The 23,696-nt window shown below is 36.8% G+C and carries 27 protein-coding genes, 1 pseudogene and 1 riboswitch; of the genes and pseudogenes, 12 read left to right on the forward strand and 16 right to left on the reverse strand.

Annotated elements, in window-relative coordinates:
- The first annotated feature begins 50 nt into the window (after positions 1 to 50).
- Positions 51 to 707, forward strand: a complete 657-nt coding sequence (locus FS486_RS06430; RefSeq protein ID WP_144510492.1) for a LytR/AlgR family response regulator transcription factor — start codon at positions 51 to 53, stop codon at positions 705 to 707.
- Between the two features lie 158 nt (positions 708 to 865).
- On the opposite strand, the gene FS486_RS06435 is transcribed toward FS486_RS06430, so the two are convergent.
- On the reverse strand, positions 866 to 1,744 hold the full coding sequence (locus tag FS486_RS06435; protein WP_144510493.1) for a DMT family transporter: 879 nt from the start codon (positions 1,742 to 1,744) through the stop codon (positions 866 to 868).
- A gap of 100 nt (positions 1,745 to 1,844) precedes the next feature.
- On the opposite strand from FS486_RS06435, the gene FS486_RS06440 reads away from it, so the two are divergent.
- Positions 1,845 to 2,075 (forward strand): excisionase family DNA-binding protein, encoded by a 231-nt coding sequence (locus FS486_RS06440; RefSeq protein ID WP_144510494.1) that lies wholly within the window; start codon positions 1,845 to 1,847, stop codon positions 2,073 to 2,075.
- A gap of 55 nt (positions 2,076 to 2,130) precedes the next feature.
- On the opposite strand, the gene FS486_RS06445 is transcribed toward FS486_RS06440, so the two are convergent.
- Positions 2,131 to 3,117, reverse strand: coding sequence for a homoserine dehydrogenase (locus tag FS486_RS06445; RefSeq protein ID WP_144510495.1), 987 nt, complete (start codon positions 3,115 to 3,117; stop codon positions 2,131 to 2,133).
- A 102-nt stretch (positions 3,118 to 3,219) separates the two neighbouring features.
- Entirely contained in the window at positions 3,220 to 4,512 is a 1,293-nt protein-coding gene (locus FS486_RS06450; protein WP_144510496.1) for an O-acetylhomoserine aminocarboxypropyltransferase/cysteine synthase family protein, read from the reverse strand.
- 117 nt (positions 4,513 to 4,629) lie between these two features.
- Positions 4,630 to 4,744: riboswitch (SAM riboswitch) on the reverse strand.
- 131 nt (positions 4,745 to 4,875) lie between these two features.
- Here FS486_RS06450 and FS486_RS06455 point away from each other — a divergent pair.
- Entirely contained in the window at positions 4,876 to 5,517 is a 642-nt protein-coding gene (locus FS486_RS06455) for a glycerol-3-phosphate acyltransferase (protein ID WP_144510497.1), read from the forward strand.
- 9 nt (positions 5,518 to 5,526) lie between these two features.
- Entirely contained in the window at positions 5,527 to 6,114 is a 588-nt protein-coding gene (locus FS486_RS06460) for a YdcF family protein (RefSeq protein WP_395940835.1), read from the forward strand.
- Between the two features lie 74 nt (positions 6,115 to 6,188).
- On the opposite strand, the gene FS486_RS06465 is transcribed toward FS486_RS06460, so the two are convergent.
- From FS486_RS06465 to FS486_RS06480, 4 genes are all read right to left on the reverse strand, one after another.
- The gene (locus tag FS486_RS06465; protein ID WP_144510498.1) at positions 6,189 to 6,728 is read right to left on the reverse strand and encodes a PadR family transcriptional regulator; all 540 of its coding nucleotides are present in this window, start codon (positions 6,726 to 6,728) and stop codon (positions 6,189 to 6,191) included.
- A 50-nt stretch (positions 6,729 to 6,778) separates the two neighbouring features.
- Positions 6,779 to 7,972, reverse strand: coding sequence for a YhgE/Pip domain-containing protein (locus FS486_RS06470; protein WP_144510499.1), 1,194 nt, complete (start codon positions 7,970 to 7,972; stop codon positions 6,779 to 6,781).
- A gap of 188 nt (positions 7,973 to 8,160) precedes the next feature.
- Entirely contained in the window at positions 8,161 to 8,514 is a 354-nt protein-coding gene (locus tag FS486_RS06475; protein ID WP_144510500.1) for a GIY-YIG nuclease family protein, read from the reverse strand.
- Positions 8,515 to 8,532: 18 nt separating this feature from the next.
- Positions 8,533 to 9,288: a DUF2087 domain-containing protein gene (locus FS486_RS06480; protein WP_144510501.1), complete on the reverse strand. Its 756-nt coding sequence runs from the start codon at positions 9,286 to 9,288 to the stop codon at positions 8,533 to 8,535.
- A gap of 164 nt (positions 9,289 to 9,452) precedes the next feature.
- On the opposite strand from FS486_RS06480, the gene FS486_RS06485 reads away from it, so the two are divergent.
- The 6 genes from FS486_RS06485 to FS486_RS06510 all read left to right on the forward strand — a co-directional run bounded on the left by FS486_RS06485 (position 9,453) and on the right by FS486_RS06510 (position 15,340).
- Positions 9,453 to 11,150, forward strand: coding sequence for a M3 family oligoendopeptidase (locus FS486_RS06485; protein WP_144510502.1), 1,698 nt, complete (start codon positions 9,453 to 9,455; stop codon positions 11,148 to 11,150).
- Between the two features lie 22 nt (positions 11,151 to 11,172).
- Positions 11,173 to 11,583 carry an RDD family protein gene (locus tag FS486_RS06490; protein ID WP_144510503.1) on the forward strand — a complete coding sequence of 137 codons (411 nt, stop codon included), beginning with the start codon at positions 11,173 to 11,175 and terminating at the stop codon, positions 11,581 to 11,583.
- Between the two features lie 249 nt (positions 11,584 to 11,832).
- Positions 11,833 to 12,042: a DUF6440 family protein gene (locus FS486_RS06495; protein WP_144510504.1), complete on the forward strand. Its 210-nt coding sequence runs from the start codon at positions 11,833 to 11,835 to the stop codon at positions 12,040 to 12,042.
- Between the two features lie 415 nt (positions 12,043 to 12,457).
- Complete coding sequence (locus FS486_RS06500) at positions 12,458 to 13,111, forward strand: lysoplasmalogenase (protein WP_144510505.1); 654 nt, start codon at positions 12,458 to 12,460, stop codon at positions 13,109 to 13,111.
- 36 nt (positions 13,112 to 13,147) lie between these two features.
- On the forward strand, positions 13,148 to 14,374 hold the full coding sequence (pepT, locus tag FS486_RS06505) for a peptidase T (protein WP_144510506.1): 1,227 nt from the start codon (positions 13,148 to 13,150) through the stop codon (positions 14,372 to 14,374).
- A 12-nt stretch (positions 14,375 to 14,386) separates the two neighbouring features.
- The gene (locus tag FS486_RS06510) at positions 14,387 to 15,340 is read left to right on the forward strand and encodes a DMT family transporter (RefSeq protein WP_144510507.1); all 954 of its coding nucleotides are present in this window, start codon (positions 14,387 to 14,389) and stop codon (positions 15,338 to 15,340) included.
- A 48-nt stretch (positions 15,341 to 15,388) separates the two neighbouring features.
- Here the strand turns inward: FS486_RS06510 and FS486_RS06515 are convergent, their stop codons facing one another.
- From FS486_RS06515 to FS486_RS06525, 3 genes are all read right to left on the reverse strand, one after another.
- Positions 15,389 to 15,727, reverse strand: a complete 339-nt coding sequence (locus FS486_RS06515; RefSeq protein ID WP_144510508.1) for a DUF6054 family protein — start codon at positions 15,725 to 15,727, stop codon at positions 15,389 to 15,391.
- 179 nt (positions 15,728 to 15,906) lie between these two features.
- The gene (gene lepB, locus FS486_RS06520) at positions 15,907 to 16,473 is read right to left on the reverse strand and encodes a signal peptidase I (protein WP_144510509.1); all 567 of its coding nucleotides are present in this window, start codon (positions 16,471 to 16,473) and stop codon (positions 15,907 to 15,909) included.
- Between the two features lie 64 nt (positions 16,474 to 16,537).
- Entirely contained in the window at positions 16,538 to 17,038 is a 501-nt protein-coding gene (locus FS486_RS06525; RefSeq protein WP_144510510.1) for a hypothetical protein, read from the reverse strand.
- A 448-nt stretch (positions 17,039 to 17,486) separates the two neighbouring features.
- On the opposite strand from FS486_RS06525, the gene FS486_RS06530 reads away from it, so the two are divergent.
- The gene (locus FS486_RS06530) at positions 17,487 to 18,173 is read left to right on the forward strand and encodes an ArsR/SmtB family transcription factor (RefSeq protein ID WP_144510511.1); all 687 of its coding nucleotides are present in this window, start codon (positions 17,487 to 17,489) and stop codon (positions 18,171 to 18,173) included.
- A 136-nt stretch (positions 18,174 to 18,309) separates the two neighbouring features.
- Here the strand turns inward: FS486_RS06530 and FS486_RS06535 are convergent, their stop codons facing one another.
- From FS486_RS06535 to FS486_RS06550, 4 genes are all read right to left on the reverse strand, one after another.
- Entirely contained in the window at positions 18,310 to 19,173 is an 864-nt protein-coding gene (locus FS486_RS06535; RefSeq protein WP_144510512.1) for a DMT family transporter, read from the reverse strand.
- A 335-nt stretch (positions 19,174 to 19,508) separates the two neighbouring features.
- Positions 19,509 to 20,789, reverse strand: coding sequence for a purine/pyrimidine permease (locus FS486_RS06540; protein WP_144510513.1), 1,281 nt, complete (start codon positions 20,787 to 20,789; stop codon positions 19,509 to 19,511).
- Between the two features lie 111 nt (positions 20,790 to 20,900).
- Entirely contained in the window at positions 20,901 to 21,350 is a 450-nt protein-coding gene (cynS, locus tag FS486_RS06545; protein WP_144510514.1) for a cyanase, read from the reverse strand.
- 27 nt (positions 21,351 to 21,377) lie between these two features.
- The gene (locus FS486_RS06550; protein ID WP_144510515.1) at positions 21,378 to 21,959 is read right to left on the reverse strand and encodes a beta-class carbonic anhydrase; all 582 of its coding nucleotides are present in this window, start codon (positions 21,957 to 21,959) and stop codon (positions 21,378 to 21,380) included.
- Between the two features lie 165 nt (positions 21,960 to 22,124).
- On the opposite strand from FS486_RS06550, the gene FS486_RS06555 reads away from it, so the two are divergent.
- Positions 22,125 to 22,556, forward strand: a complete 432-nt coding sequence (locus tag FS486_RS06555) for an Lrp/AsnC family transcriptional regulator (protein WP_144510516.1) — start codon at positions 22,125 to 22,127, stop codon at positions 22,554 to 22,556.
- A 208-nt stretch (positions 22,557 to 22,764) separates the two neighbouring features.
- On the opposite strand, the pseudogene FS486_RS06560 reads toward FS486_RS06555, so the two are convergent.
- Both FS486_RS06560 and FS486_RS06565 read right to left on the reverse strand, forming a co-directional pair.
- A pseudogene (locus FS486_RS06560) lies at positions 22,765 to 22,999 on the reverse strand (alpha/beta hydrolase family protein); the annotation flags it as partial.
- A gap of 179 nt (positions 23,000 to 23,178) precedes the next feature.
- Positions 23,179 to 23,619, reverse strand: coding sequence for a dihydrofolate reductase family protein (locus FS486_RS06565; protein WP_395940836.1), 441 nt, complete (start codon positions 23,617 to 23,619; stop codon positions 23,179 to 23,181).
- Positions 23,620 to 23,696 lie beyond the last annotated feature (77 nt).

A 23,696-nucleotide genomic window follows, 5' to 3' on the forward strand; every position in this document is an offset into this window, starting at 1 on the left:
ATGTAAATAAGATGGATGAACGAAGAATTATTCATACTGGAGGGAAATGGATGGAAATATCAAAAGAGCAATTGAGGCAGTACACCGCATTATTAGAGGATTGGATTCCAAAAGAGGCTTCTATAGCTATCGCGCTAAGAGATGAATACATTTATTACGCAGCAGGTAAGCAGGATTTGCAGCTACAAAAAGGGCAAGATGTGCAGGAAGGAAGTATTGCAGAAATGGTTATGCGATGTTGTTGTAGAACAGAGGGAATAATAGAAGATTCGATTCTCGGCCTATCTTATTATGGAATTGGTTACCCTATAAATATTTTAGGAGAGGCAGGAGCGCTTATTGTTATACTTCCTCCTACGCATTCAAGCGTAAGTCCTATTCCATATCGTTTTTTAACTGGAAAGCAAGAAGAGGAATGGCGACCGATACCAATCGAGAAAATTGCATACATGGAAAGCCTTCAGAAAAAAACATGGTTTTATGCCGATAAAGAACCTTTTAAAACAAATATTCCGCTGAAGGAACTACAACAGCGACTTCCAGAATCTTTTTTACGCATTCATCGCTCCTATATAGTAAATATTTCTTTTATTGATCGAATCATCCGAGATTTTTCATCCAGCCTTTTAGTATTGCTTCATGATGGGACCGAGCTTCCTGTCAGCCAGACATATATGGCCGACGTTCGAAATGCTTTAGGGTTTTAACGGGAAGAGCGCTATCTTAGGGCAAAATAGCGCTCTATTTTTAGAACTTGTTGCTTTCACGAGTAACTTGGTTGCTCTAAGATGGATTTTGATTACTTTCGAGTCTCTTTTAGTTGCTCTCATAAGCCAATTGGTTGCCCTTGCCCACTTACTGGTAATTAAACAACTAGTTCTTGCTTAGATAATCTACTTCCAACTGTTAATACAACAATACTTCCAAGCAATAACAAAATACCGATCCACGAAGTTACGCTTAGTATTTCTCCTACGATAAACACCCCTAACAAAGCTGCGGTAGTCGGCTCTGCAAGAGATAATGTTAAAGCGGATGAAGATGGAATTTTGTGAAGTCCTCTTCCATATAACACGTATGCGATACTCGTCGTTGCCAGTCCTAGGTAAAAAATGATTCCTACGTTTCCTGCGTTTTGTAGCCAGCTGACATCATACATAAACCAAAACGGGGATAATAACACAGCACTAACGGAGAAAGTCATTGCCACAACGGGAATCGCCTCCTCTTTTTGTAAAAGGGATTTACTAGAAATCGTATATATTGCAAATCCAAGACCTGCAATAAGCGAGTACATGACCCCAACTGGATTAATGGTTATTTCCCCTTTGTTCATAAATAAGAAAATACATCCTAACAACGCGAAAGCTGTCGAGATGCCCCAGATTTTTGATGGCCTTAATTTCATAAACACCCATTCGATCAGTCCTGAAAATACAGGAGCACTTCCAATCGCTACAACACTCGCTATCGCCACTCCTGTTAATTTAACAGAAGAAAAAAACAAGAGTTGGAAAAGAGATATACAAGCTGCAGCATATATCGTTTCTTTCCAAGGCCAACTTTTAAACTTAATTTTTTTTAATAGAATCATGGCGATTAGTAAAGAGAAACCCCCTACTGCAGAACGACCAGCACTAATAATAAACGGATGGGCATTATCTGGCAAAAATGTTTGGGCTGTACCAGTAGTTCCCCATAAAATAGCGCCAAGCAATACGAATATGTATGGAATTATAGACAAGCTGTTCACTCCTTTCGAAATTCTTGCTTCACTTTCAATATAGCACATATTGAGATAGTCACCATCGTATCTTATACTATAAGGATAGGAGGCATTCGCCATGTATATGACAGTAGAAGAAACTGCGAATTATTTATCAATGCCTATTGAACAAGTAAAACGTTATATTGTAGAAAAAAAGATTCGTGCAATCTTCGATGGAGAGGATTACTACGTAAATAGTGCTCAGTTTCAAACACATTTGGAACAAGTGGAAGAGTTAAAACGCCAAATTGATGAATGGCGCAATACACCGATTCCTGATGATATTGATGTGAAAGACGAAGACTAATATTTAAACAATTAAAAGGGCTTTCTCCCAATGAGGGAAAGCCCTTTTTTCTATCCTAGATCGTAATCATGAATCCTGCGCGTTTCCCAATAATCTCTGCGTAGTCCTCAACCATCACACTAGCGGTCGGATACATTCCTGCTCCAGGTCCAACTAATGTTAGAGTTCCGATGTAATTTGTATCTAGTGATACAGCGTTATTTACTCCTTCTATCGCATATAAAGGATGATCTGGTCCTACTAGTTGCGGTCCGACCGATGCAAAAAGCTCTCCATTTTCATCTTGTTCAATTTCTGCTACATGGCGATAGCGAAGTCCTTCTTGTTTTGCTTTTCTAACATCTTCTAGGGAAATTTCATTAATTCCCACGATTTTCACGTCATTCCAGTTTGGCTGTTTTCCAAAAGCAAGCGCACTTAAAATCATTAGTTTACGGAATGCATCTTGACCTGAGATATCGTTATATGGATCTGCTTCAGCGTAGCCGAGTGTCTGTGCTTCTTTTAATGCATCGTCAAATTGGCATTCGTCTAAACGCATTTGCGTTAAAATATAATTCGAAGTTCCATTTAAAATCCCTTGTATTTTCTTCACTGAATTTACTTGAAGTAAATTTTTTAATGTTTTAATAACCGGGACTCCGCCAGCTGTAGTAGCTTCAAAACCGATAAATACTCCACGTGATTTCGCGCGTTCATGAAGTGAGATGCTATATTTAGAAAACATAACCTTGTTAGCCGTAATGACGTGGCATCCCTTATCAATTGCTCTACATAAATAACCATACGCAGGCTCTTCATTGACAATTGCTTCAAAAACTACTTGAAGACCAGGAATGTTGATAATATCTTCAAAGTCATCTGTCACTAGTACACCAGGTGTTTCTATCCTTTCTTTTGCCAAATTATTGACTAGAATAGCACTAACTTCGATATCTAAACCTAGCGATTTTTTTAAGTCTTCTTTTTTTTCATTGACGATATGATAAATCCCTTGGCCGACTGTTCCGAAACCTAAGATTGCTGCTTTTATTTTTGCCATGCTGTCTCCTCCAACTAATTCCGCACAATTGAGCTTTTTTCAAATCTAACATTAACTATTTTACATATTGTAGACTAATTTCGCCCAATTAACAACAAAATTCTATACAGGGAGGACATTTGTTTTTCCCAGAAGCACTTTATCTAACGCATTTTGTAAATCCTCTACTGCCTCTAACCCAACAGACAAGCGAATCAGATCCTCTGTTACACCCGATTTTACTAGGTCCTCTGGAGTCAATTGTTGATGTGTTGTAGAGGCAGGGTGAATAATAAGAGATTTTGCATCTCCCACATTTGCTACATGTGACCAAATTTCTATATTATCAATAATGTGTTGGCCTGCTTCTTTACCACCTTTTACTCCAAAGTTCAATATAGAGCCGAAGCCGTTTTGCAAATACTTTTTCGCCAGCTCATGAGATGGATGATCTTCTAACCCTAAGTAATTTACCCACTCTACTCCCTCATGGTTTGCCAAATATTCCGCAAGTATTTGTGCATTTTCATTATGTTTAGGAACTCGGAGATGCAATGTTTCTAATCCTTGTAAGAACGAAAAAGCGGCCTCTGGACTCAAGGAAGGCCCGAAATCACGTAGCAATTGAACACGTAATTTAATCGCAAACGCTACATTCGGTACATCAATTCCATAGCGCAAACCGTGGTATGTGATATCTGGTTCTGTAAATCCTGGAAATTTATCTGAGTTCCAGTTGAAGTTTCCTCCATCTACTACGATTCCCCCGATAGTGGTTCCATGTCCCCCTATCCATTTAGTCGCGGAATGGATGACGATATGAGCACCATGTTTAATAGGATTTACACCGTATGGAGTAGCAAACGTATTATCTACTAAAAGCGGAACGCCTTCCTCATTAGCGATCGCCGCTACTTTTTCTACGTCCAATATATTTAAGCTTGGGTTTCCAATAATCTCTGCAAAAAAGCCTTTTGTTTTTTCCGTCACTGCTGCACGGAAGTTTTCCGGATCAGTCGAATCCACAAATTTTACTGTGATTCCATAGCGAGGCAATGTATGGGCAAATAAATTAAACGTTCCTCCGTATAAATTTTCTGCCGCAATAATTTCATCTCCTGCCCCCGCAATGTTCAAAATGGAAAAAGCGATTGCCGCCATACCCGAAGATAATGCAACAGCTGCCGTTCCACCTTCAAGAAGGGCCACTCGTTGTTCAAATACATCAACAGTCGGATTCATAATACGAGAATAGATATTACCAGATTCCTTTAAAGCAAAAAGATTTTGTGCATGCTCCGTATCGCGGAAAACGTAGGAAGTCGTTTTATGAATAGGCACCGCTCGTGAACCTGTTACTGGGTCTGGCTGTTGACCACCGTGTAAAAGAACTGTTTCTTTTTGAAGATTTGACATGTTGAATTCCTCCTAAAAAAGTAGTTTAGATGGACGCAGTGGGGACGGGAGAGAACTTATGGACAAACAAAAACCCCGCTTCAATTAAGAAGAGGGGTGCAGTTTCGCATGTTCCTCCTCTTATCTTCCAAATTCACAAACTGAATTTGTAGGAATTAGCACCTTTCCAAGTTAGAACTTGGTGGTTGCCGGGCATCGTAGGGCCTAGTCCCTCCGCCACTCTTGATAAGAGTATTAGATTTAGTTTTCCATCTTGTTACACAGTATAAGATTCTCTTAATCTGTTCGTCAAGTACTTTTTATAAAGATTCTGAAACTTCTTTCGACAACGAACGTTTAATGTATTATGTAGGAGGTGTTGTGGTGGTCATTTGGATTATGAGTATATTAATAATTAGCTATTTAATCGGGGCGATACATGGTTCAAAAGTTGCCCAATTTTTTAGTGGCGTTAACATTAAAAAGGAAGGTCTTAAAAACTCTGGTGCCTCTAATGCTGCAATTGTCCTTGGGATGAAGTATGGAATATTAGTAGCATTAATCGATATCTTAAAAGGAGTAATTGTTATTATCGGGGTTCGCTTTTTTGTTCAGCAGTATGGTATGTTTTCTAATGGACAACAGGATTTATTCATTTATTTAGCTGGTGCCGCTGTTATTTTGGGTCATAATTTTCCGGTTTATACTGGCTTTAAAGGCGGAAAAGGGACTGCTTCTATTATCGGAATTCTTTTTGCATTTTATTGGCCTATTGGGCTTATTGGACTTTTACTATTAATCGGCACGACTTTTTTAACGGACTTTTTATTGATCGGTGTATTTGTATTTTATTTTGTATTTTTAGGTGCCTCTATTTGGTTTGCAGAAGGAGTTGGACCTATTGCCGTTTCATTGTGTTTATTTGTAATGGCGCTTGTTTTGCATATCGAAAACTTTCGTCGATTGGCCCGCAAGGAAGAACCAAGAATTTCTGCATTTTTAAAGAAAAAGAAACCATCTGTTTAAACGAAGTGAGTGATTGTATTGAAGAAAAAAATGAGGTGGATTGTGCTTATTTCTCTCGTAGTATTTGCTTGCGGCACATGGATACTTACATCTAAATGGTTAGATGACGGGCTGGAGCCGAAAGCGGATGGTTCCAATGAATATGCCATCGTGCTAGGGGCAAAAGTGAAAAAGGGAAATGTCCCTTCGCTCGCACTGCGTTATCGGTTAGAAGCAGCACTCGCTTACGCTTCTGACAATCCTGAAGTACAATTTGTACTGTCCGGTGGAAAAGGTCCTGATGAGGAGATAGAAGAGGCCGTCTTCATGAAGAACTTTCTTATAGAAAACGGGATAGCAGAAGATAGGATAATTGTGGAGGAACGCTCCACATCCACTTATGAGAACTTGCTGTTTTCAAAGGAACTATTACCTGATGAAGTGAATTCTGTGACAATTATAACTAGTGATTACCACTTACATCGAGCTAAAAAGCTTGCACGCAAACTGGGATGGGAGTCCGATGTGGTGGCAGCAAAAACACCCGAAGTCGTAGAGATGAAATTGAGGTTGCGCGAAAGATTGGCATTAGTGAAAACTTATATAGTTGGGAAATAACAATACAACTGTTAAAGACAAAAGCCCTCCTACATTCGAAAATGTAGGAAGGCTTTTCTATTAGCTTGTTGTATTTATATCTCTCTTTGTTGAATGCGTTCAATTAACTTACCAAACCAATAAGTGGTATGCTCTGTCTTGCTTGAAAAATAGTCACCAACAAAGTCAGTAAGATTACGTTTTTCTTCTTCCAACTGGTTCGGCTTCTCGAGATTCTTAATATGCTCCCAGCGATCCTCATACTCTTTTAATTTTTTCTGCAAAATACTTACTACCACGTTGCGTTCGACATAGTCTATGTTTGCTAACGCTATTATCATTTCACTAATCGAATCTGCACGTTCAAATAACTTATATATTTTTTTCGGAAGTTCTTCACGACCTTTTGATGTAATAGCAAATACTTGCTTATCAGGTCGGTGTTCTTCTTTTATGATTTCTACAGGCTCGATCAATCCTTGTTTAGCTAAAGATTCAAAATGATAGTACAGTTTACTCTCAGTTAATCCACCAAGTTGATCCAAAGGAATTGGTTCTGAAAGCTGTTTTTTTAACTTATATGGATAATTATTATCTTCCATTAGCTTGCCCAGTATATATATTTGAATTGCCATGATTTCCACCCCTTTGGCAAACATATTACTTTTCTTTCATTGTAGCAAAACTATACAGTTAATTCAGCAGTATTGTTTGTCCCCCTTTTTTCAACCTCCGTTACTGGTTTATCTACTGGTAGAGGTTTATGCAAAATAGCAACGATTAAAATGTTTATTAACATTGCTCCTAAGCCTACTGCAACCATTCCCCAAACAAAAGGTGCTTGTCCAACGCTTCCATATAAATTAGCAAAGTATGACTGTACCGAGTAATACATTGGGGAAATGTAGCTTATCCATTCATATGGTGTATACATCATATGACGTGGAATTGTTGCCCCATTTGCAATTGTTTGTACCAATAGCACAGGTATATTTAAAATCATGCCACCTTCGCCAACTAAGAAAATAAACATTGCGGTGAAGTTGAATGCAACCATATAATTTAGGATTTGCTGTCCAAATAGACTTAAGAATAAGTTTCCGCTTGGCTCATTAACTAAATAAGTAATTCCCATTGCTGCTAAAGAAGACAAGACAGCTATTAATAATGCAGCTAATTGTACATAAACGAATAACCGTGTTTTACTCGCTTTCCCCCGGCTCGCTTTAAATGCGCCTACTAATTGCATTGCGGCAATCATCGCCCCTACATAACCCGCCATCGTTAGGAACATTGGCAACATATTATTATGCATACCATCTGGAACTTCATTTATAGTCACTAGATTACCAACATAAGAGGTTTCAATCTTTTTCGCTAGCTCTGAAGCTTGTTCTTCAGGAACATTAAAGTTCATTAATACACCCTGTGCGGTTTGTTGAGCAAACTGAGCACTTAATTGATCATTTATCTGCGTAACAATAGATGTCATTGACGAAGAAACAACCGTTGCTGTTGCTTCATTCACAGTAAAGTCAATACTGGAAGATACTTCTCCATTTTGCATGTTTTCAGAGAATGTGTTCGGTATGTGTATGACTAATGTTAATTCATTTTTTTCTAGTTGTTTTAAAGCTTTATTATTCGATAAATCCGTTTCAATCTCTTTAAACGGCAAGTTTTCTTTTAACTGGTCCGCAATCATTGAACCGTATTCCCCAGCATCATCGTTTACGATAGCAATTGGTAGTTCGTCAATATTTCCCGGAATGGCTGTATAGCCCGGAAGAAAAATTCCAAGCATGGCAACCGCATAAAATATACCCATGAATATAGAGGCAATCGCACCTTTTGTTTTTAAAAACTGTGTAAATTTCATTTTCTGTTGTTCTCCTTTTAAATTACATCTATTTAATCCAATTAAACTACTTTAATTAGAGTACTCTAATTAAACTACTTCGATAGTATATTCTTTTCTTTTGCTAAAATCAATTGAAAAGTATCCAATAAGACACCAGGTAATAATAAAAACCTTCCGAACTTCCGGAAGGTTTTTGGAGTGAAATATTATTCTTTTTTCGTATGGAAGCCTTTCGCCCCATATGGTTGCAATTGGTCCATCCATTTGTCTAACAGCTTTTCAAGTTCTTTCTTTTCATTCATATACTGATTTTCAGGTAATTTTAATACTTCGACCTTTTCGATTTCAAATGCATCTTTACCAAATCTTTTCCATTCTTCCTGGAGTTGGTGATTTGTATGCATGCCATTTTCTAGTGTAAACTTTGCTCCATTTAATGTTTTGAAGTTACGCGTAGATGCAACGAACTTTTTACCATTTTGACTATTCGTAATAACATAGATGCCCCCCTCAATTTTTACCTCTTTATATTCTTGTTTTAATTCTTTTTTGCGTTCCATTTTACCAAATCCTTTGTTTTATTTTTTTACCCAGTATTCACTACCATCGTCTTTACGATCTAAAAATCCATACTCGATTAAATAACGTCTTAAAGTAACGAAGTCTGCATATACATTTTTTAGTACCTCATTTATCCCTTTTTCGCTGTACACTTTTTCTATATCGAAACGTTTAATAATAACTCGAAGTGTTGCTAATTTTTGCTTTTCCTTTTTCGGAAACTTTAGGAGTGGACCATCAATTCCATTTGGAAAAAACTTCTTTTCTACATCATCTTGTTCTTCTTTTGTTATATTGTATCGGTCATCTACCATTGTTGCATGTTTATGAAGAGGCAAAAATGATGGAGCATGATTGTCTTTTTCCTTTAATAATTCCATCATCGTTAAGAAGATTTTTGCCTGACGTTCTTTTTCTTTTAACACAAAGCGGTGGTTTCTAATCGTCGAGCTGCTTCCGATATTTAACGCTGCTTGAATTTCTGCATCACTTTTCCCTTCATAAAATAATCGAAGCAAACTGTTTTGGTGATCTGTTAGACCAGTTAACTTTTTATTTAAACCGATTAAGTAATAAAACATGGATCCATGTTCCTGTTCAATATGCCGCTTCATAAATCGCTCGGCTTCCCATAAAACCCCTTCTTGTGGATAAATAATACCTTTCTCCACTTTTTCACCACAAACTAAACAAGTAAAAATTTCTGCTTCCTCTACGTATCCCGCTTTCAATTGTTCTAAATCAGCGTTCCAAAATAATTCTGAAATCCCCATCGCATAAACACAACCTTTTTATGTTTGTTATTTTATAAACATAGTACAATATTATCTATAAAACTTCAAATTATAAATATCCTATTGCAATATATCTGAAAATAATGAACAATAAGAAGGAAAACGTTTCGGAAATCGGAGAGACGACCAGGAGGAGAATTTATTTGGTTACATTTAAAGATTACGAGTACAAACGCCCAAATTTAGAAAAAGATAAGGCAAAATTTCATGCTGCATTAACCAATTTTAAGCAAGCTTCTTCTGTGGAAGAACAAAGTGCGGTAATTGAAGAACTGAACAAATTGCGTAGCGACTTTTCTACCCAATCAAATCTAGTGTATATCCGTGCTTCAATTGATACAAACGATGAGTATTATCAAAAAGAGCGTGATTATTTTGATGAAATTGGTCCAGAAGTAGAGGAACTGGTTACGGAATACTATAAGGCACTTGTAGCCTCTCCCTACCGCAAAGAACTAGAAGAAAAATGGGGAAGCCAGTTATTTGATCTTGCCGATTTTCAAATAAAAGCATTTTCTTCTGAAGTGATTGCACTTATGCAAAAGGAAAATAAATTGGCATCCGACTACTCTAAATTAGTTGCCTCCGCGCAAGTAGAGTTTAATGGTGAAATATTAACACTTGCACAACTTGGACCATATTCAGAATCGACGGACCGAGAAGTACGTAAGAAAGCTACAGAAGCACGGTTCGGTTTTTTCCAAGAGCACGAAGCAAAGTTTGATGATATATACGATCAACTGGTGAAGGTACGTCATGAAATTGCAACAACGCTTGGCTATAAAAACTTTGTTGAACTTGGTTATGTTCGTATGAATCGTATCGACTATAACGCGGAAATGGTGAAAAAATTCCGCGACCAAGTACGTGATTATATCGTTCCTCTTGCTACTAAACTATATGAGCGCCAAGCAGGACGAATTGGGGTAGATCAACTAAAGTTTTATGATGAATCCCTAAACTTTTTAACAGGAAATGCAACACCACAAGGTTCACCTGAGTGGATTGTTGATGGTGGCAAGAAAATGTATGAAGAGCTTTCACCTGAAACCGCAGAATTCTTCCAGTTTATGATTGATCGTGATTTGATGGATTTAGTAGCGAAGAAAGGGAAAGAATCTGGTGGATACTGTACTTTTATCGATGATTATGAGTCTCCGTTTATCTTTTCTAATTTTAATGGAACATCTGGTGACATCGATGTATTAACCCATGAAGCAGGTCACGCTTTCCAAGTATACACGAGCCGGAATATTGGAATCCCTGAATACATTTGGCCTACATTTGAATCATGTGAAATTCACTCAATGAGTATGGAATTCTTTACTTGGCCTTGGATGGAGTTGTTCTTTAAGGAGCAAACTGACAAATATAAATTCGCGCATTTGAGCAGTGGGCTTCTGTTCTTGCCTTATGGAGTTGCCGTAGATGAATTCCAACATGTTGTGTATGAAAATCCAGAAATGACGCCAGCAGAAAGAAAAGCGGCTTGGAAAAAAATCGAGGAAATTTATTTGCCGCATCGTAATTATGATGGCAATAGCTATTTAGAAGCAGGCGCTTTCTGGCAACGTCAAGGTCATATTTATGCTAGTCCGTTTTACTATATAGACTACACTTTGGCACAAATTTGTGCATTCCAATTTTGGAAGCGTTCAAGAGAAGATCATGAAGCTGCTTGGAAAGACTATTTACACTTATGCCAATTAGGAGGTTCTAAGTCTTTCACGAAATTAGTAGCCGAAGCAAATTTAATCTCGCCATTTGAAGATGGTTGTGTTGAGTCTGTCGTTGGTACAATTGAAGAGTATTTAAATAGTGTGGATGATTCCGCTCTATAATGTTTAAATAAGGGAGTTGTAAATATTGAATCCAGGTGGTTTTTGGGCACGTCTCGCTGCAAATATACTAGACAGCTTAATCATTGGTGTTCCATTATCTATTATTAGCTACCTTCTTTTCGGAGATTGGGAGGAAACCCCGATTACAAGCATCGGCAACTTGTTATATTCGTTGATTGTTCCTGTTTTATGGTATGGGTTTACTGTAGGAAAGAAAATATTAGGTATTCGAATCGCAAAAATGGATGGATCTAAAGTCGGTTTTGGAACGATGCTTTTACGCGTACTTGTAGCAGGGCTTGTATATGCTCTCACATTGGGAATTGGCGTTATAGTCAGTGCCTTTATGGTAGGCATCCGCCAAGATAAGCGCGCAATTCATGATTTCATAGCCGGAACTTATGTAACATATGATCCACCAGAGTATAAATAAATTTGCAAGAGGTATGTGGAGTATCTGTATAAGGTGCTTAAGTCTTCTTCGTTTGTAAGAACAAGCATTAATTTGCTTGTTCTTTTTTAAAGGAGGCATTGTTAAAGTTATTGATTGACTTTGACTTCAATATGCTGACGAATATATGAAGCTCTTTAAATAATTTCCCTCAAAGGTCGTAATATAAAAAGTGTAATTTGAAGTATTAGTAATACTGTAAATATTTAAATGAATAAGGAGGCGTAAAAAATGTTTAATAAAGACTCAGAGAAGAATATAGGTTCAAAGAAGAGATTTGAAGAACTCTTTACAGAAAATGGCGTGGCTACTGGAAACAAAATAATAGTAGATAACGAAACAGGAATTCATTATTTATTTAGTTGGAGTGGATATTCAGGGGGGATTACCCCGTTATTGGATAGAGATGGAAAGCCAATGATAAAACCAATTAATGAATAACACATTCTATCTTGTTCAACTCTATGGTATTTTTAAATCCACAAGAAAATAAAAGATTATAGTTTCAGAGGTAAACCTGAACTTAAACTTTTTAAAGAACTTTAAGAGGGGATACTATAATTTAAGTAGTGTCTCCTTCCGTTTGCTCTTTACTTGAGTCCCCACAAGTAAAGAGCCTTATTTACTCCCACCCACATCCTTTTAACCGATTAATCTACTGATGTCCTATTCTAATTTACCATTTCCGAATTGAATTAACCGATAGGGAGCAGATGTCGTCACATCACTTTATGAAAAATCAACTTTTTCATTTTGGACAGGCACTTGTTCTTTTTTTATTTTCCTTTTGCATACTATATTGCAGGATAATTTTTGTAAGTAACGAATGTAATGATAGAAAGGTGCTGACATTTATATGTGGAGTAAAATTATTGCAGTTTTTATAGCGATTATGAGTATTATTTATATCTTTTTCATCCCTGCAGATCCAGTATTAACAAAGATAAGCTTTAAACTTATCCCGATGCTGTTGATACTAGTTTTTGCATTTATACAGCCTTCAGTAGGGCTAAGAAAATACAAAATACTCATCATGACTGGATTGTTTATTTGTATGCTTGCGGATGGGTTAATCTATTGGTTTATTATTGGACTGATCACATTTTTAATTGGACACGTCTGGTATATTTTTGCCTTCCGCCATACGAAAGCAGCTGCTATTCCCAAATGGGGAGCATTTCTTCTTATTGCTTATGGAATATCAATGGTTATTTGGATAGCCGGAACGCTTTGGACTCAAGAGGAATTTATACTAGCTATTGCTGTTGTCATTTATATTGTTGTGATTTTGTTAATGGGTTGGAGTGCTTTTCAAACAGCCAACAAATTCGCTATTATTGGTGCTATTTTATTTATTTTTTCGGACTCTATCTTGGCAATTAATCGATTTATCGTTGATATCCCCTACTCTGATGCTCTTATCATGATTACTTATTACGGAGCACAGTTTTTATTTGCTTTTAGTATTTATGCTCATTATTCCGCGACTCGAAAGAATCTGTTAAAATAAGTGTATGCTTTTTAATTTGAAAGGGGATTTAATCTCATGAAAGAAACATTAATCGAGCGTTTAACTCGCTATGCAAAAATAGACACACAATCGGATGCAGCAAGTAATACTTGTCCTTCGACAGAGGGGCAGTGGGATTTGCTTCATGTTTTAGAAAAAGAGTTGTCCGAAATCGGGTTGGAGGAAATTACATTAGATGAAAATGGATATTTATTTGCCACATTACCTTCCAATACAGATAAAGATCTTCCGACAATCGGTTTTCTAGCACATGTTGATACTGCTACAGATTACACAGGTAAGAACGTCAAACCTCAGCGCATCGACAATTATGATGGGCAAGATATCACGTTAAATGCAACTACCGTGATGACTGTAAAAGACTTTCCGGAGCTAAAAAACTATATTGGGCATACACTTCTTACGACAGATGGCACAACCCTGTTAGGTGCAGATGACAAAGCGGGAATCGCTATCATTATGACAGCAATGGAATACTTCGTTCAAAACCCAGAAGTGAAACACGGAAAAATTCGTGTGGCATTTAATCCTGATGAAGAAATTGGACGTGGGCCACATAAATTCGACGTGGAAAAATTCGGTGCGAAATTTGCATATACAATGGACGGAGGTCCACTTGGAGAATTGCAATACGAGAGCTTTAATGCTGCCGGCGCAAAAGTTGTAACTAATGGGACAAGCGTGCATCCTGGTTCTGCAAAAGGAAAAATGGTGAACTCTATTACTATCGCGACAAAATTTCAATCTCATATGCCAGTGGATGCTGTTCCTGAGAAAACAGAAGATTACGAAGGATTCATCCACTTGATGAATATCAACGGAGACGTGGAAAAAACAGAGCTTAGCTATATCATTCGTGATCATGATCGAGAGAAGTTCGAAGCGAAGAAACAATTATTCTTAGATACTGCGGAGAAGATTCAGGCAGAATACGGAGAAGGCGCTATTTCAGTTGAATTAAATGATCAATACTATAATATGGGCGAAAAAATTACGCCTGTTATGGAAATTGTAGATGCAGCGCAAGATGTAATGGTTTCATTGGGTATTGATCCACTTATCATCCCTGTTCGCGGCGGTACAGATGGTTCTCAACTTTCTTATATGGGCATGCCTACACCTAACGTATTTACAGGTGGAGAAAACTATCATGGTAAATACGAATACATCTCAGTAGACGTAATGGAAAAATCTACGGAAGTAGTAAAAGGCATTATTCAAGCTTTTGAAAAACAAGTATAAGTAGGTGGTTTTGTGCGAGAAATATTACTTGGGGTTCTTGCCTCATTATTTTTTGCCGTAACATTCATTCTTAATCGTTCGATGGAGGTATCGGGAGGAAGCTGGCTTTGGAGCTCTTCCCTCCGTTTCTTCTTCATGCTTCCTTTTTTAGTTATTATTGTTTCCTATCGAAAAGGGTTAACCAATACATTTCGCGAGCTAAAGTCTGCTCCAATGCCTTGGTTTGTCTGGAGCTTTGTCGGTTTTGTATTATTTTACGGACCTCTTACATTTGCAGCAGCATATGGTCCTGGTTGGTTGATCTCTGGGATGTGGCAATTCACTATAGTTGCAGGTGTGTTACTCGCTCCATTATTTTCAGTGAAGATGAAAGGTCGACTCATCAAGCAAAAGATACCTATTGTTTCCCTTTTCATCTCTCTCGTCATTTTAATCGGTATTATTCTTATTCAGATCCCGAACACTAAAACACTTAATTTAAGTACCGTTTTTCTTGGAATATTACCAGTAATTGTGGCTGCATTCGCATATCCATTAGGTAATCGTAAAATGATGGATCATTTGGATGGCAAGCTTGATACATTTCAGCGCGTGCTTGGTATGACGATTGCTTCGCTTCCAACTTGGATAATACTTGCAGTAGTCGCGATTTTCACGGTTGGCCATCCTTCTATGAGCCAAGTCATACAATCTTTAATCGTTGCAGTTAGCTCTGGGGTTATAGCTACTACTCTATTTTTTATGGCAACCGATCGTGTACGCAATCACCAAGGAAAGCTTGCTGCTGTAGAAGCAACACAATCGACCGAAATACTTTTTGTTATTCTCGGTGAAATGCTTATCTTACATATTCCTTTACCAGAACCGATTGCTTTAATCGGTCTTTCCATTATTATTTTAGGTATGTTTTTGCATAGCTACTATACGAAAATAGTAAATACAAAATTGGCTTTTAAAAAAACATAAAACGTGCAAGGTATGAATGACTTTTCTTCATAACCTTGCACGTTTTATTTATACGATGAATCCACCAAGCGCATTTTCCACGCTACTTACGAAGCTTTCCCCAGCTCCCCAATCGAAGCGGAGAAATGCTCCCGATCCTCCTCCAGATGCAGCGGCATGTACTTTCGTGTTGTTTTCCAAATTATCAAGTGTAATTGTCAATGAAGCCCGATTACTCGTACGCATATAATATTTCTCCAACACGCACACAACTACTTGTCGCTCCCCTACAACACGCTCATATACATCTACAATTGTTCCCGAAATACTCCCTTGTACGATATGATGTTGCAGTATATCCAGCGCAGCTTTAGGTGATAACGATACATAAAACTCTCTTATATCCATTAGTATCCCCCATTTCCTCTTATATCTATTCTACGGATGTATAAGGGAATAGTTTCTAAGTAAAGCAGGGTTCTTTCCTATGCCGACTGCTTGGGCTATACAGAAAGGGGCAACGCCTTACAAGACGGTGCCCCAATTGACAGTATCTATCGCTAGGATAAAAGTGGAAACTTAAAAGATCATTTTATTATTTTGAGGTTATCAAGAGGAAAGACTACCATTTTTGCAGTGCCCAATATTTTATCTTTCGAAACAAATCCAACCCTAGGATCTCTACTATCTGTGCTGTAGCGACGATTATCTCCTAGTACAAAAAAGTATCCATCTGGCACAGTTGATTCTCCTAAATTTTCGTCTAATGTAAAGTCTCCAGTAAGTGTACCATTGTCTATGAGAGCTTTTTTATATTCCTCTAAGTAGGGTTCATCGTATTTTTTACCATTAATAAAAAGTTCATCGTTTTCATAAACGATTCGATCTCCAGGAATACCTATAACACGCTTAATATAATTTGTATCTTCTTTTGCTTCAAATACAATTACATCGAAGCGCTTATACTCCGTCAATCTGGGACCAATTTTATTCACTACTACTTTGTCACCGTCTTCAAATGTAGGCATCATAGAAGCACCATCAACCACAATAGGAGTTAGAATATAAAACCGGATTCCCCATGCAAACAAGACGGCGATTCCGATCACCTTCACCCATTCCAGTAATTCACTTTTCTTTTTCGTTTTCCCCATGCTCAACATCCCTTCTGAAGCGCTATTTTCTCACAGAGTCTTTCCATCGGTGGGAAATAGGAAATTAATCCCTACCGGAAATCATTTCAAATTCAAATGGACCAAAAACATCTTCATACCCTCTTACTTTGGCCAATAGCTTACCATTATTATCAACACCAGTTATTTCTAAAATAATTATTACTTTACCTGGTTTATAGGACGCTAAATAAGCAAGACTATCAACTTGTCTCTCGTTATTATTAATTGGATATTGTAAATATAAACTACGATCATTACCAACACCATTTATGTGACGACTATATAAACTAGTGGATTTTCCCGGCTCTAGTCTATCGATGTTTCCTAAATCCTGATGCACATCATAAGTGCTATAAAATGAAAAAAAGAAGTTTAAATTTGTCAGTTCTTGTTTGCTTGAATTATTAACTAAAATTGTGACACCACTATCGTACTTATAAAACTCTCCTTGGCCGATTCTTATTATTAAGTAGTAAAATCCAAATAAAATGAGAAAAAAAGAAGCAATCCCCATTGTGATATACTTAAATGACTTCTTTTTCAATCTTTATCCTCCAATTTTTTATTCAATGCTTGTTAAAACTCCTTATGTCTATTATTCTATTAAGTTGGCAATAATCCCTCTAATATTACTGTTTTAAGTGGCAAGGATTAATTACTGTAAAAAATTGTGGGATGTTTAAGTCGTATAAGTGAATAGTGAGTAAGCATTTAAATAAGCGAGTTTTACATATCCGCCTTAAAAAATGATTTCCTCGTTGGTCTCATCAAAGATTGCTTTCTTGGTAAAATTGTCAATTAAAGAAATAGTTACGTTAGATAAGAATCCCATTAATTGGTCCACTCAATCGGCGATTGTTAGAGGCATAGTGGACAAGAATCGTTACATAATAGTAGTTCATCATGTCGCCTCATTGAATTGTTATAAGTCATTGTAAACAATTCACACTTCAACTATAATCGAAGTATGGAATGCAGAAAGGTTGGTAAAAATGAGTATAAATCCAAATGTGGCGGAAGTTGCCTCTCTCCTTGGTGAAAAGTCGCGGGCAACAATTCTAATGAGTTTAATGGACGGGCGTTTTCATACAGCCAGTGAATTAGCTTTTATGGCTGCGATAACACCTCAAACAGCCAGCTTTCACCTCTCTAAACTGGTAGAAGGTAACCTTGTTAACGCTGAAAAAAACGGACGTCATCGCTATTATCAGCTAGCTAATGGAGAAATCGCACGCATTTTAGAGTCGTTTCTTTCAATTTCTCCACCTCCTGAAGTGCATTCGTTAAAGCAATCTAGCCAAGTAAAATTACTTCGGGAAGCCAGAACTTGCTATGACCATTTAGCAGGAAAATTAGGAGTCGATTTAACAGTATCGTTGTTGAACGCTGGTCATTTGGAAAAAGAAGAGAGAGAATTTGTAGTTACACCTAAAGGAGAACAGTTTTTTACTGATTTCGGCATTGATTTAGGTGAATTAAAAAGAAAAAGACGCTCATTTTCTCACGTATGTTTAGACTGGAGTGAACGTCACCATCATCTTGGCGGCGCTTTAGGGCACGGACTTATTACACACCTTTTTGATTTAGGTTGGATAGTTCGAGTTCCATCTATTCGCGCTGTGAAAGTCACAGACAAAGGAAAAGTAGGGTTTAAACAAGACTTTAATATTAATATATAATATAGCGCAGAGAAAAACCCCTCCTAAGAAGACAGATATTACGATTACTTTCTCTTACCTGTACACTATGAGGGGCAATATAAGCGCTTGAACGCTTCGAACAAACTATTTATTTATAAAGTTCTTTGGAATTAGTTTATTTTTTCTCCTGAAAAGTTCTATTTACAAGATAGATACCAATTATAATAAACAAGCCACCAACTATGATAGAAGGGTATAACGCCTCCCCTAATAGTAACCAACCAGATAATACACCGAAGAAAGGTGCCAAAAATAAGTAGGCACTCGTTTTTCCTGGGTCCCCCTTTTGTAAAAGATAATACCAGACGGCAAATTGAACAATAGAAGACATAATACTTAACCATAATAAAATGAACAATGAATAACCGTTCAAAATAAAGACTGGTTTTTCAAGAAAAAGGCTGCCAAGTAAAAGTAGTAATCCACCAAAAAGCATCTGGTAAGCGGATAGAACCCACGTATTAAAATGCGATCCCCATTTTTTAACTAGTAATGTTGAAATTGCCCAAAAAATAGCAGAAAGAATGCCAAAAAGAACGCCAATCTTTAATTCAATTTGTGCACCTACTGCAATACTTACCCCTACTAACCCTAAAAAAACACCAATCCATTGATAAAATTTATAGCGTATTTTTAAAGATATGGTACCGAATACAACAACGAATAAAGGGTTAGTGAATGTAAGAATTGAGGATTCACTAGCTGTAATGGTTCTTAAACTCAAGAAAATACACCCCATAACACCGGCTGTTTGGAAAGTACCAATAATAAGCATCTTTATCCAGTTTCCTTTAGATACTGGGTGCGGTTTTCTTAAAACGGTGACGATTACCGCCATTATGAATCCTGCAATTGTAAAGCGTAATCCTGCTAATAACAACGGAGATGAATAAGACAAACCTATTTTACCTACAGCAAAAGAAGAACCCATTAGAAATGTCGTTAAGAGTATTAACAATGTAAATTTGAAAGTTTTCATTTTTTATCTCCCTACATATTATACTGAGCTATCTGAGTCTATTATAACTTCTAAACATTTCAGCAACAGTCGAAATATGGAATGCAAATGGAGATATATTAAAAATGGTAAAATCCAAGTTGGTTGAAAAGCCTTAGAAGAGCTAAAGGAAAACACTGATTCAGCATATATAAAAATAAATAAAGATTTCTTTAATGGAAATTCAGCCTATGGCTAATGGATCGAGTTCTTTTTAGTGGATTTCACTTTTATGCCTTCATCGTTGAATGCCTTTCATTTTGCTTCTGAATAAAATTTGATTTTTATATACCCTCATTCCGCCAAATAACCATTAGTCACTCTTTCCAAAATTGTTCCAGTAGAATAACAATCATAGTACCTACGAGTAATCCGTTACTTAAAACATATTGTAAGGAAGAAGGAATTCCGCTAAATGCGGTTTCTGGAAGAAACATTATTCCCAAACTGATCAATAATGCAATTCCTAATATAGTTAATCGGCGTTGATTTAATTCTTCACGTAAAATTGATTGAAATGAAATTCCTATCATTTGGACAAACGTTGCTAAAAGTGCGGCATTTGCAATAGGACCTGGCAGCAAGGATAAAAACCCTACAATTGAGGGAATAAAAGAAATACCAGCTAGTATGAGGCATGCTATAAGGAATGGCTTCACTTTCTTTTGTCCTGTTAGTTGAATAAATCCTGCTGATGCAGGCAATGGCACAATTCCAATTGTAGAGAACAACGACGAGAGAACATGTGATATACCACCGACCGATACACCACGGTTCAGTGTTTGTTTTTCATTTTCTTTAGATAAAGGAACCACTTGTTTTACAGCTGAAATAGCCGCAATCGTGTTTCCAACTAAGAGAAATGTAAATAATGCTGCAGTTAGTGTCATTCCAATATCCAATTTAGGTGTGCCCCAAGCAAAGATTTCTGGTATTTTAATTAACGATGCATGGGAAGGCGTAGGAGTAGATTTTCCTAATACAGCATACAAAAGCCAACCAGATGAGATTCCAAGTAACACAGCGTACCTTTTCATCCATCCCTTCCCTTTAATTGATAAGTAAGTAATGATTGCAAAAACGAAGAGTGCAATAGTAGCTGTTATATAATCAGGACGAGCTACAGCTCCTTGTAATCCCATCATTCCATTTAGTAATACACCACTTAGTTGTAGAGCTAAGATTAAAAGAAAGGTTCCTGTAACTATAGGTGTAAATAACCGTAGAACTCGATGCATGAAACCTGTTGTACCAAGAACGAAGAGCAATATACCTGCAATAATTAATCCACCTTCTAAAAGTTGTAATGCATCTTCTGCACTTTGTCCCTGTTGTATAGCTACTTGTCCTAATATGACAAATATACTTACCCATGAACCTGCTGGTCCATCCGCAATGGGATAGCGATGTCCAAATCGTGCTTGTATAAAAGAACTTACTCCCACAATTAAAAAAGTTCGCTGCATTAATGTTGAGATCTCTTCAATTGGTAAATGGAATATACCTCCGATAATGATAGGCAATGCGATTGCGTTTGCTAATAGAAATACAAACCATTGAAGAATACTAAAACTGGTATCTAAGTATTTTTTGTTCATATTATTCACCCTTCTAGAAAAGAACTATGGAAAAAAATCCATCCAGTTCGATAAAAGGATGGATTTCTTGTTTAAAATTATATATGATGAGGTTTTTTTATTATTTTTAAATTACCACGCGCGGAATGGTAAGAATTTCCCGTTAAGTGTGATAACGATACGAGGGTCTCCGCCTTTTGGATCTTCTTGTGTGTCCACGTCTAGTTGGAAATTAATTGCACTCATAACACCTTCGCCAACTTTTTCTAAGATTAATTCTCTAATAGTTGGTGCATATTGCAACATCATTTCATATAAACGATATAAGATTGGGTCAGTAGGAGGCATTTGCATTACTTGACCTCGAAGTGGAACTACTGCTAAAGCTTTTACCACTTCTTCATCTAACTCTAATAGTTTACCGATTTTTTCTGCTTCTGAAAGTGTCATTGTAGCCTGTCCTAATAGCGCTGTTACAACCCACGTCTCAGAGTTTTCACTTACTTTTGAAATTTCTTCCCATGTTAAACCTTTTGCAATTTTTGCTTCTATAATTTTTTGTGTAGCTTCTAGTCTATTCATATCTAATAACTTCCCTTCATTTAATAATTATTTTGTTTCACTATTTAATGCTTTATATCCATCCACTACTAAATCTAATTTACCTGTATGAGGATCAATAACTAAACCGTGTACAGGAACATCTTTTGGAATAAGTGGATGATTTCTTACTAAATCAACATTAGATTGTGTTGAATCGCAGACATCATCGAATCCAAATAGCCATTTTTCAAGATCGACACCAGCATATTCAATCGCTGATAAAATTTCTGGTGAAGCTACTCCGCGGTCTAATATTTTTTGAAGTGTTCCTTTTGGGTTAGTTTGACTCGCACCACATCTATGGTGTCCGATAAGAAATATTTCATCTGCATTTAGGTCATATACTGATGCTACAACACTTTGCATTACACTATCGAAAGGAGCAGCAATCTTACCACCTGCATTTCTGATAACTTTTGCATCACCATCATGAATATCTAAAGCTTTTGGAAGTAGCTCGATTAAACGGGCATCCATGCAAGAAACAACAACCATACGTTTCTTGGGCATTTTAGTCGCTTCACTAGGAGCGTATTCTTTATTTTCCACAAATTGTTCATTGAACGATAAAATTTCTTGTAATAACATATTTGAAACCTCCTTCAATTCTAGATGTTTTTTTGTTTCGTCCTCTGTGTTATAAGTAGATATAACTGATAAATAATGTGGTGTAAGAGGATAGACTAAGTATAGTGAATTGTATCGATAAGCAGAATAAGTTGACGAAACACTTTCTGACGTTCTACTTTCACGATGAAAGGATTGATATATATCATTGATCAAACAGATTTTGAGATACTGAAATTATTAGATGAAAACTCAAGAATACAATGGAAAGAACTTGGTCAAAAAATACACATGACGGGGCAAGCTGTAGGAAATCGAATTCGAAGATTAGAGGATTTAGGAATTATAGAACAATATACAATCGCAATAAACCGAATAAAATTAGGACAAATAGTGACTGCATTTGTTACTGTGTTCGTCAAAACAGTTAATCATCAAGAGTTTAAAAGTTTCTGTCAAGAAGTAGAAGCTATTTCTGAAGTACATCGTACAAGTGGTGATGGATGTTACTTATTAAAAACTCATTTTGCTTCCAATAAAGAATTGGATAACTTTCTAGAACAACTATTAAAGTACGGTAATTATCGTGTTAACCTTTCAATAGGAAAGATAAAATAAGGTTCTTTCATCCGAGAATTTGATAACAATATTTGTAAACCACAATTTACAGCCTTACTACAATTTGTGTAGTAAGGCTCTTTAATGTTGTTATATCAATCATTCTAAAATATTTATTTTAAGTCATATCATGTCTTGGACATAAAAATAGGTCATCATAAATGATGGCCTTGTTTAACTAGAGTACTAGTTGTTTGAATTAGGAAGTTCCATGACTCGAACTTCCTCTGTAGTTCGGTTCTAAAACTATAAAGTCTTTTTCGATAAACTGTTCAATAGAATATTTCTCATTAAAGCAATTCAAAAATATTGGAAACGATGCCCAAGCTAACCACCATGAATCACCAATAACAAGGGATATTTTTGTCGGCATCAAATTCTACTGGAGTTGTTAAAACTCCCTCTATTTCAAGACTATCACTATTTTTCCAAGAGATTATTTCTGTTGCTTTAAAAAAGGTTTGTCGATCACCCGACAAAATGAATGAATCATAAAAAAAGCAGTGACGGAATAGGAACTCGAAAGTCCTAGACTGCCGCTGCTTTTATTTTGCTAACGAAATCCAGTTAGCGTAATCTACTTTAAGGTGACAAGGTCATCTAACCGTTTGGTAAACGAGACCTATGGCACCTGAATCAAATGTCTTGTTTTCAATAATTGGTGCGCCAATCTAGGGCTGCCGAGGATGACCATATCCTTGCCTGGTTTCTGTTTGAGGTTCTTGATCTCTTCCTCGACATTTTCAGTCACAAGTCTGGAAGTGTTCCATTCAACTTTCTCCAACGTCGTAGAAAAAACGATTTTGGCAGTCTTTTCGATCCACTCGGCATGATCCCGTTCATGCTGCGAAGCTGATGGGTTCGAAGGCACAGATGGCCAGTAACTGTGCATCATCTGATAAGTTCCACGTCCCCAAATGACAGTATCAGCAGTACTTAGAATTTCTTTTGCGTGTTTCTCCAAATCAGAATCGTAGGAAACCCAACCAATGTCCATTTCACCGTTTGGCCCTTCTACAAAACCGTCAAGCGATGCGTGCAGAAATAGAACGAGTTTTCTCATTTTCAGTTCTCCTTTATTTTGAGCGATGTCATATGATCCTTTGCAGTTCGATTCACATCGATGGAATTATTAACGAT

Source organism: Bacillus sp. FJAT-22090, assembly GCF_007676755.1.
GTDB lineage: Bacteria > Bacillota > Bacilli > Bacillales_A > Planococcaceae > Psychrobacillus.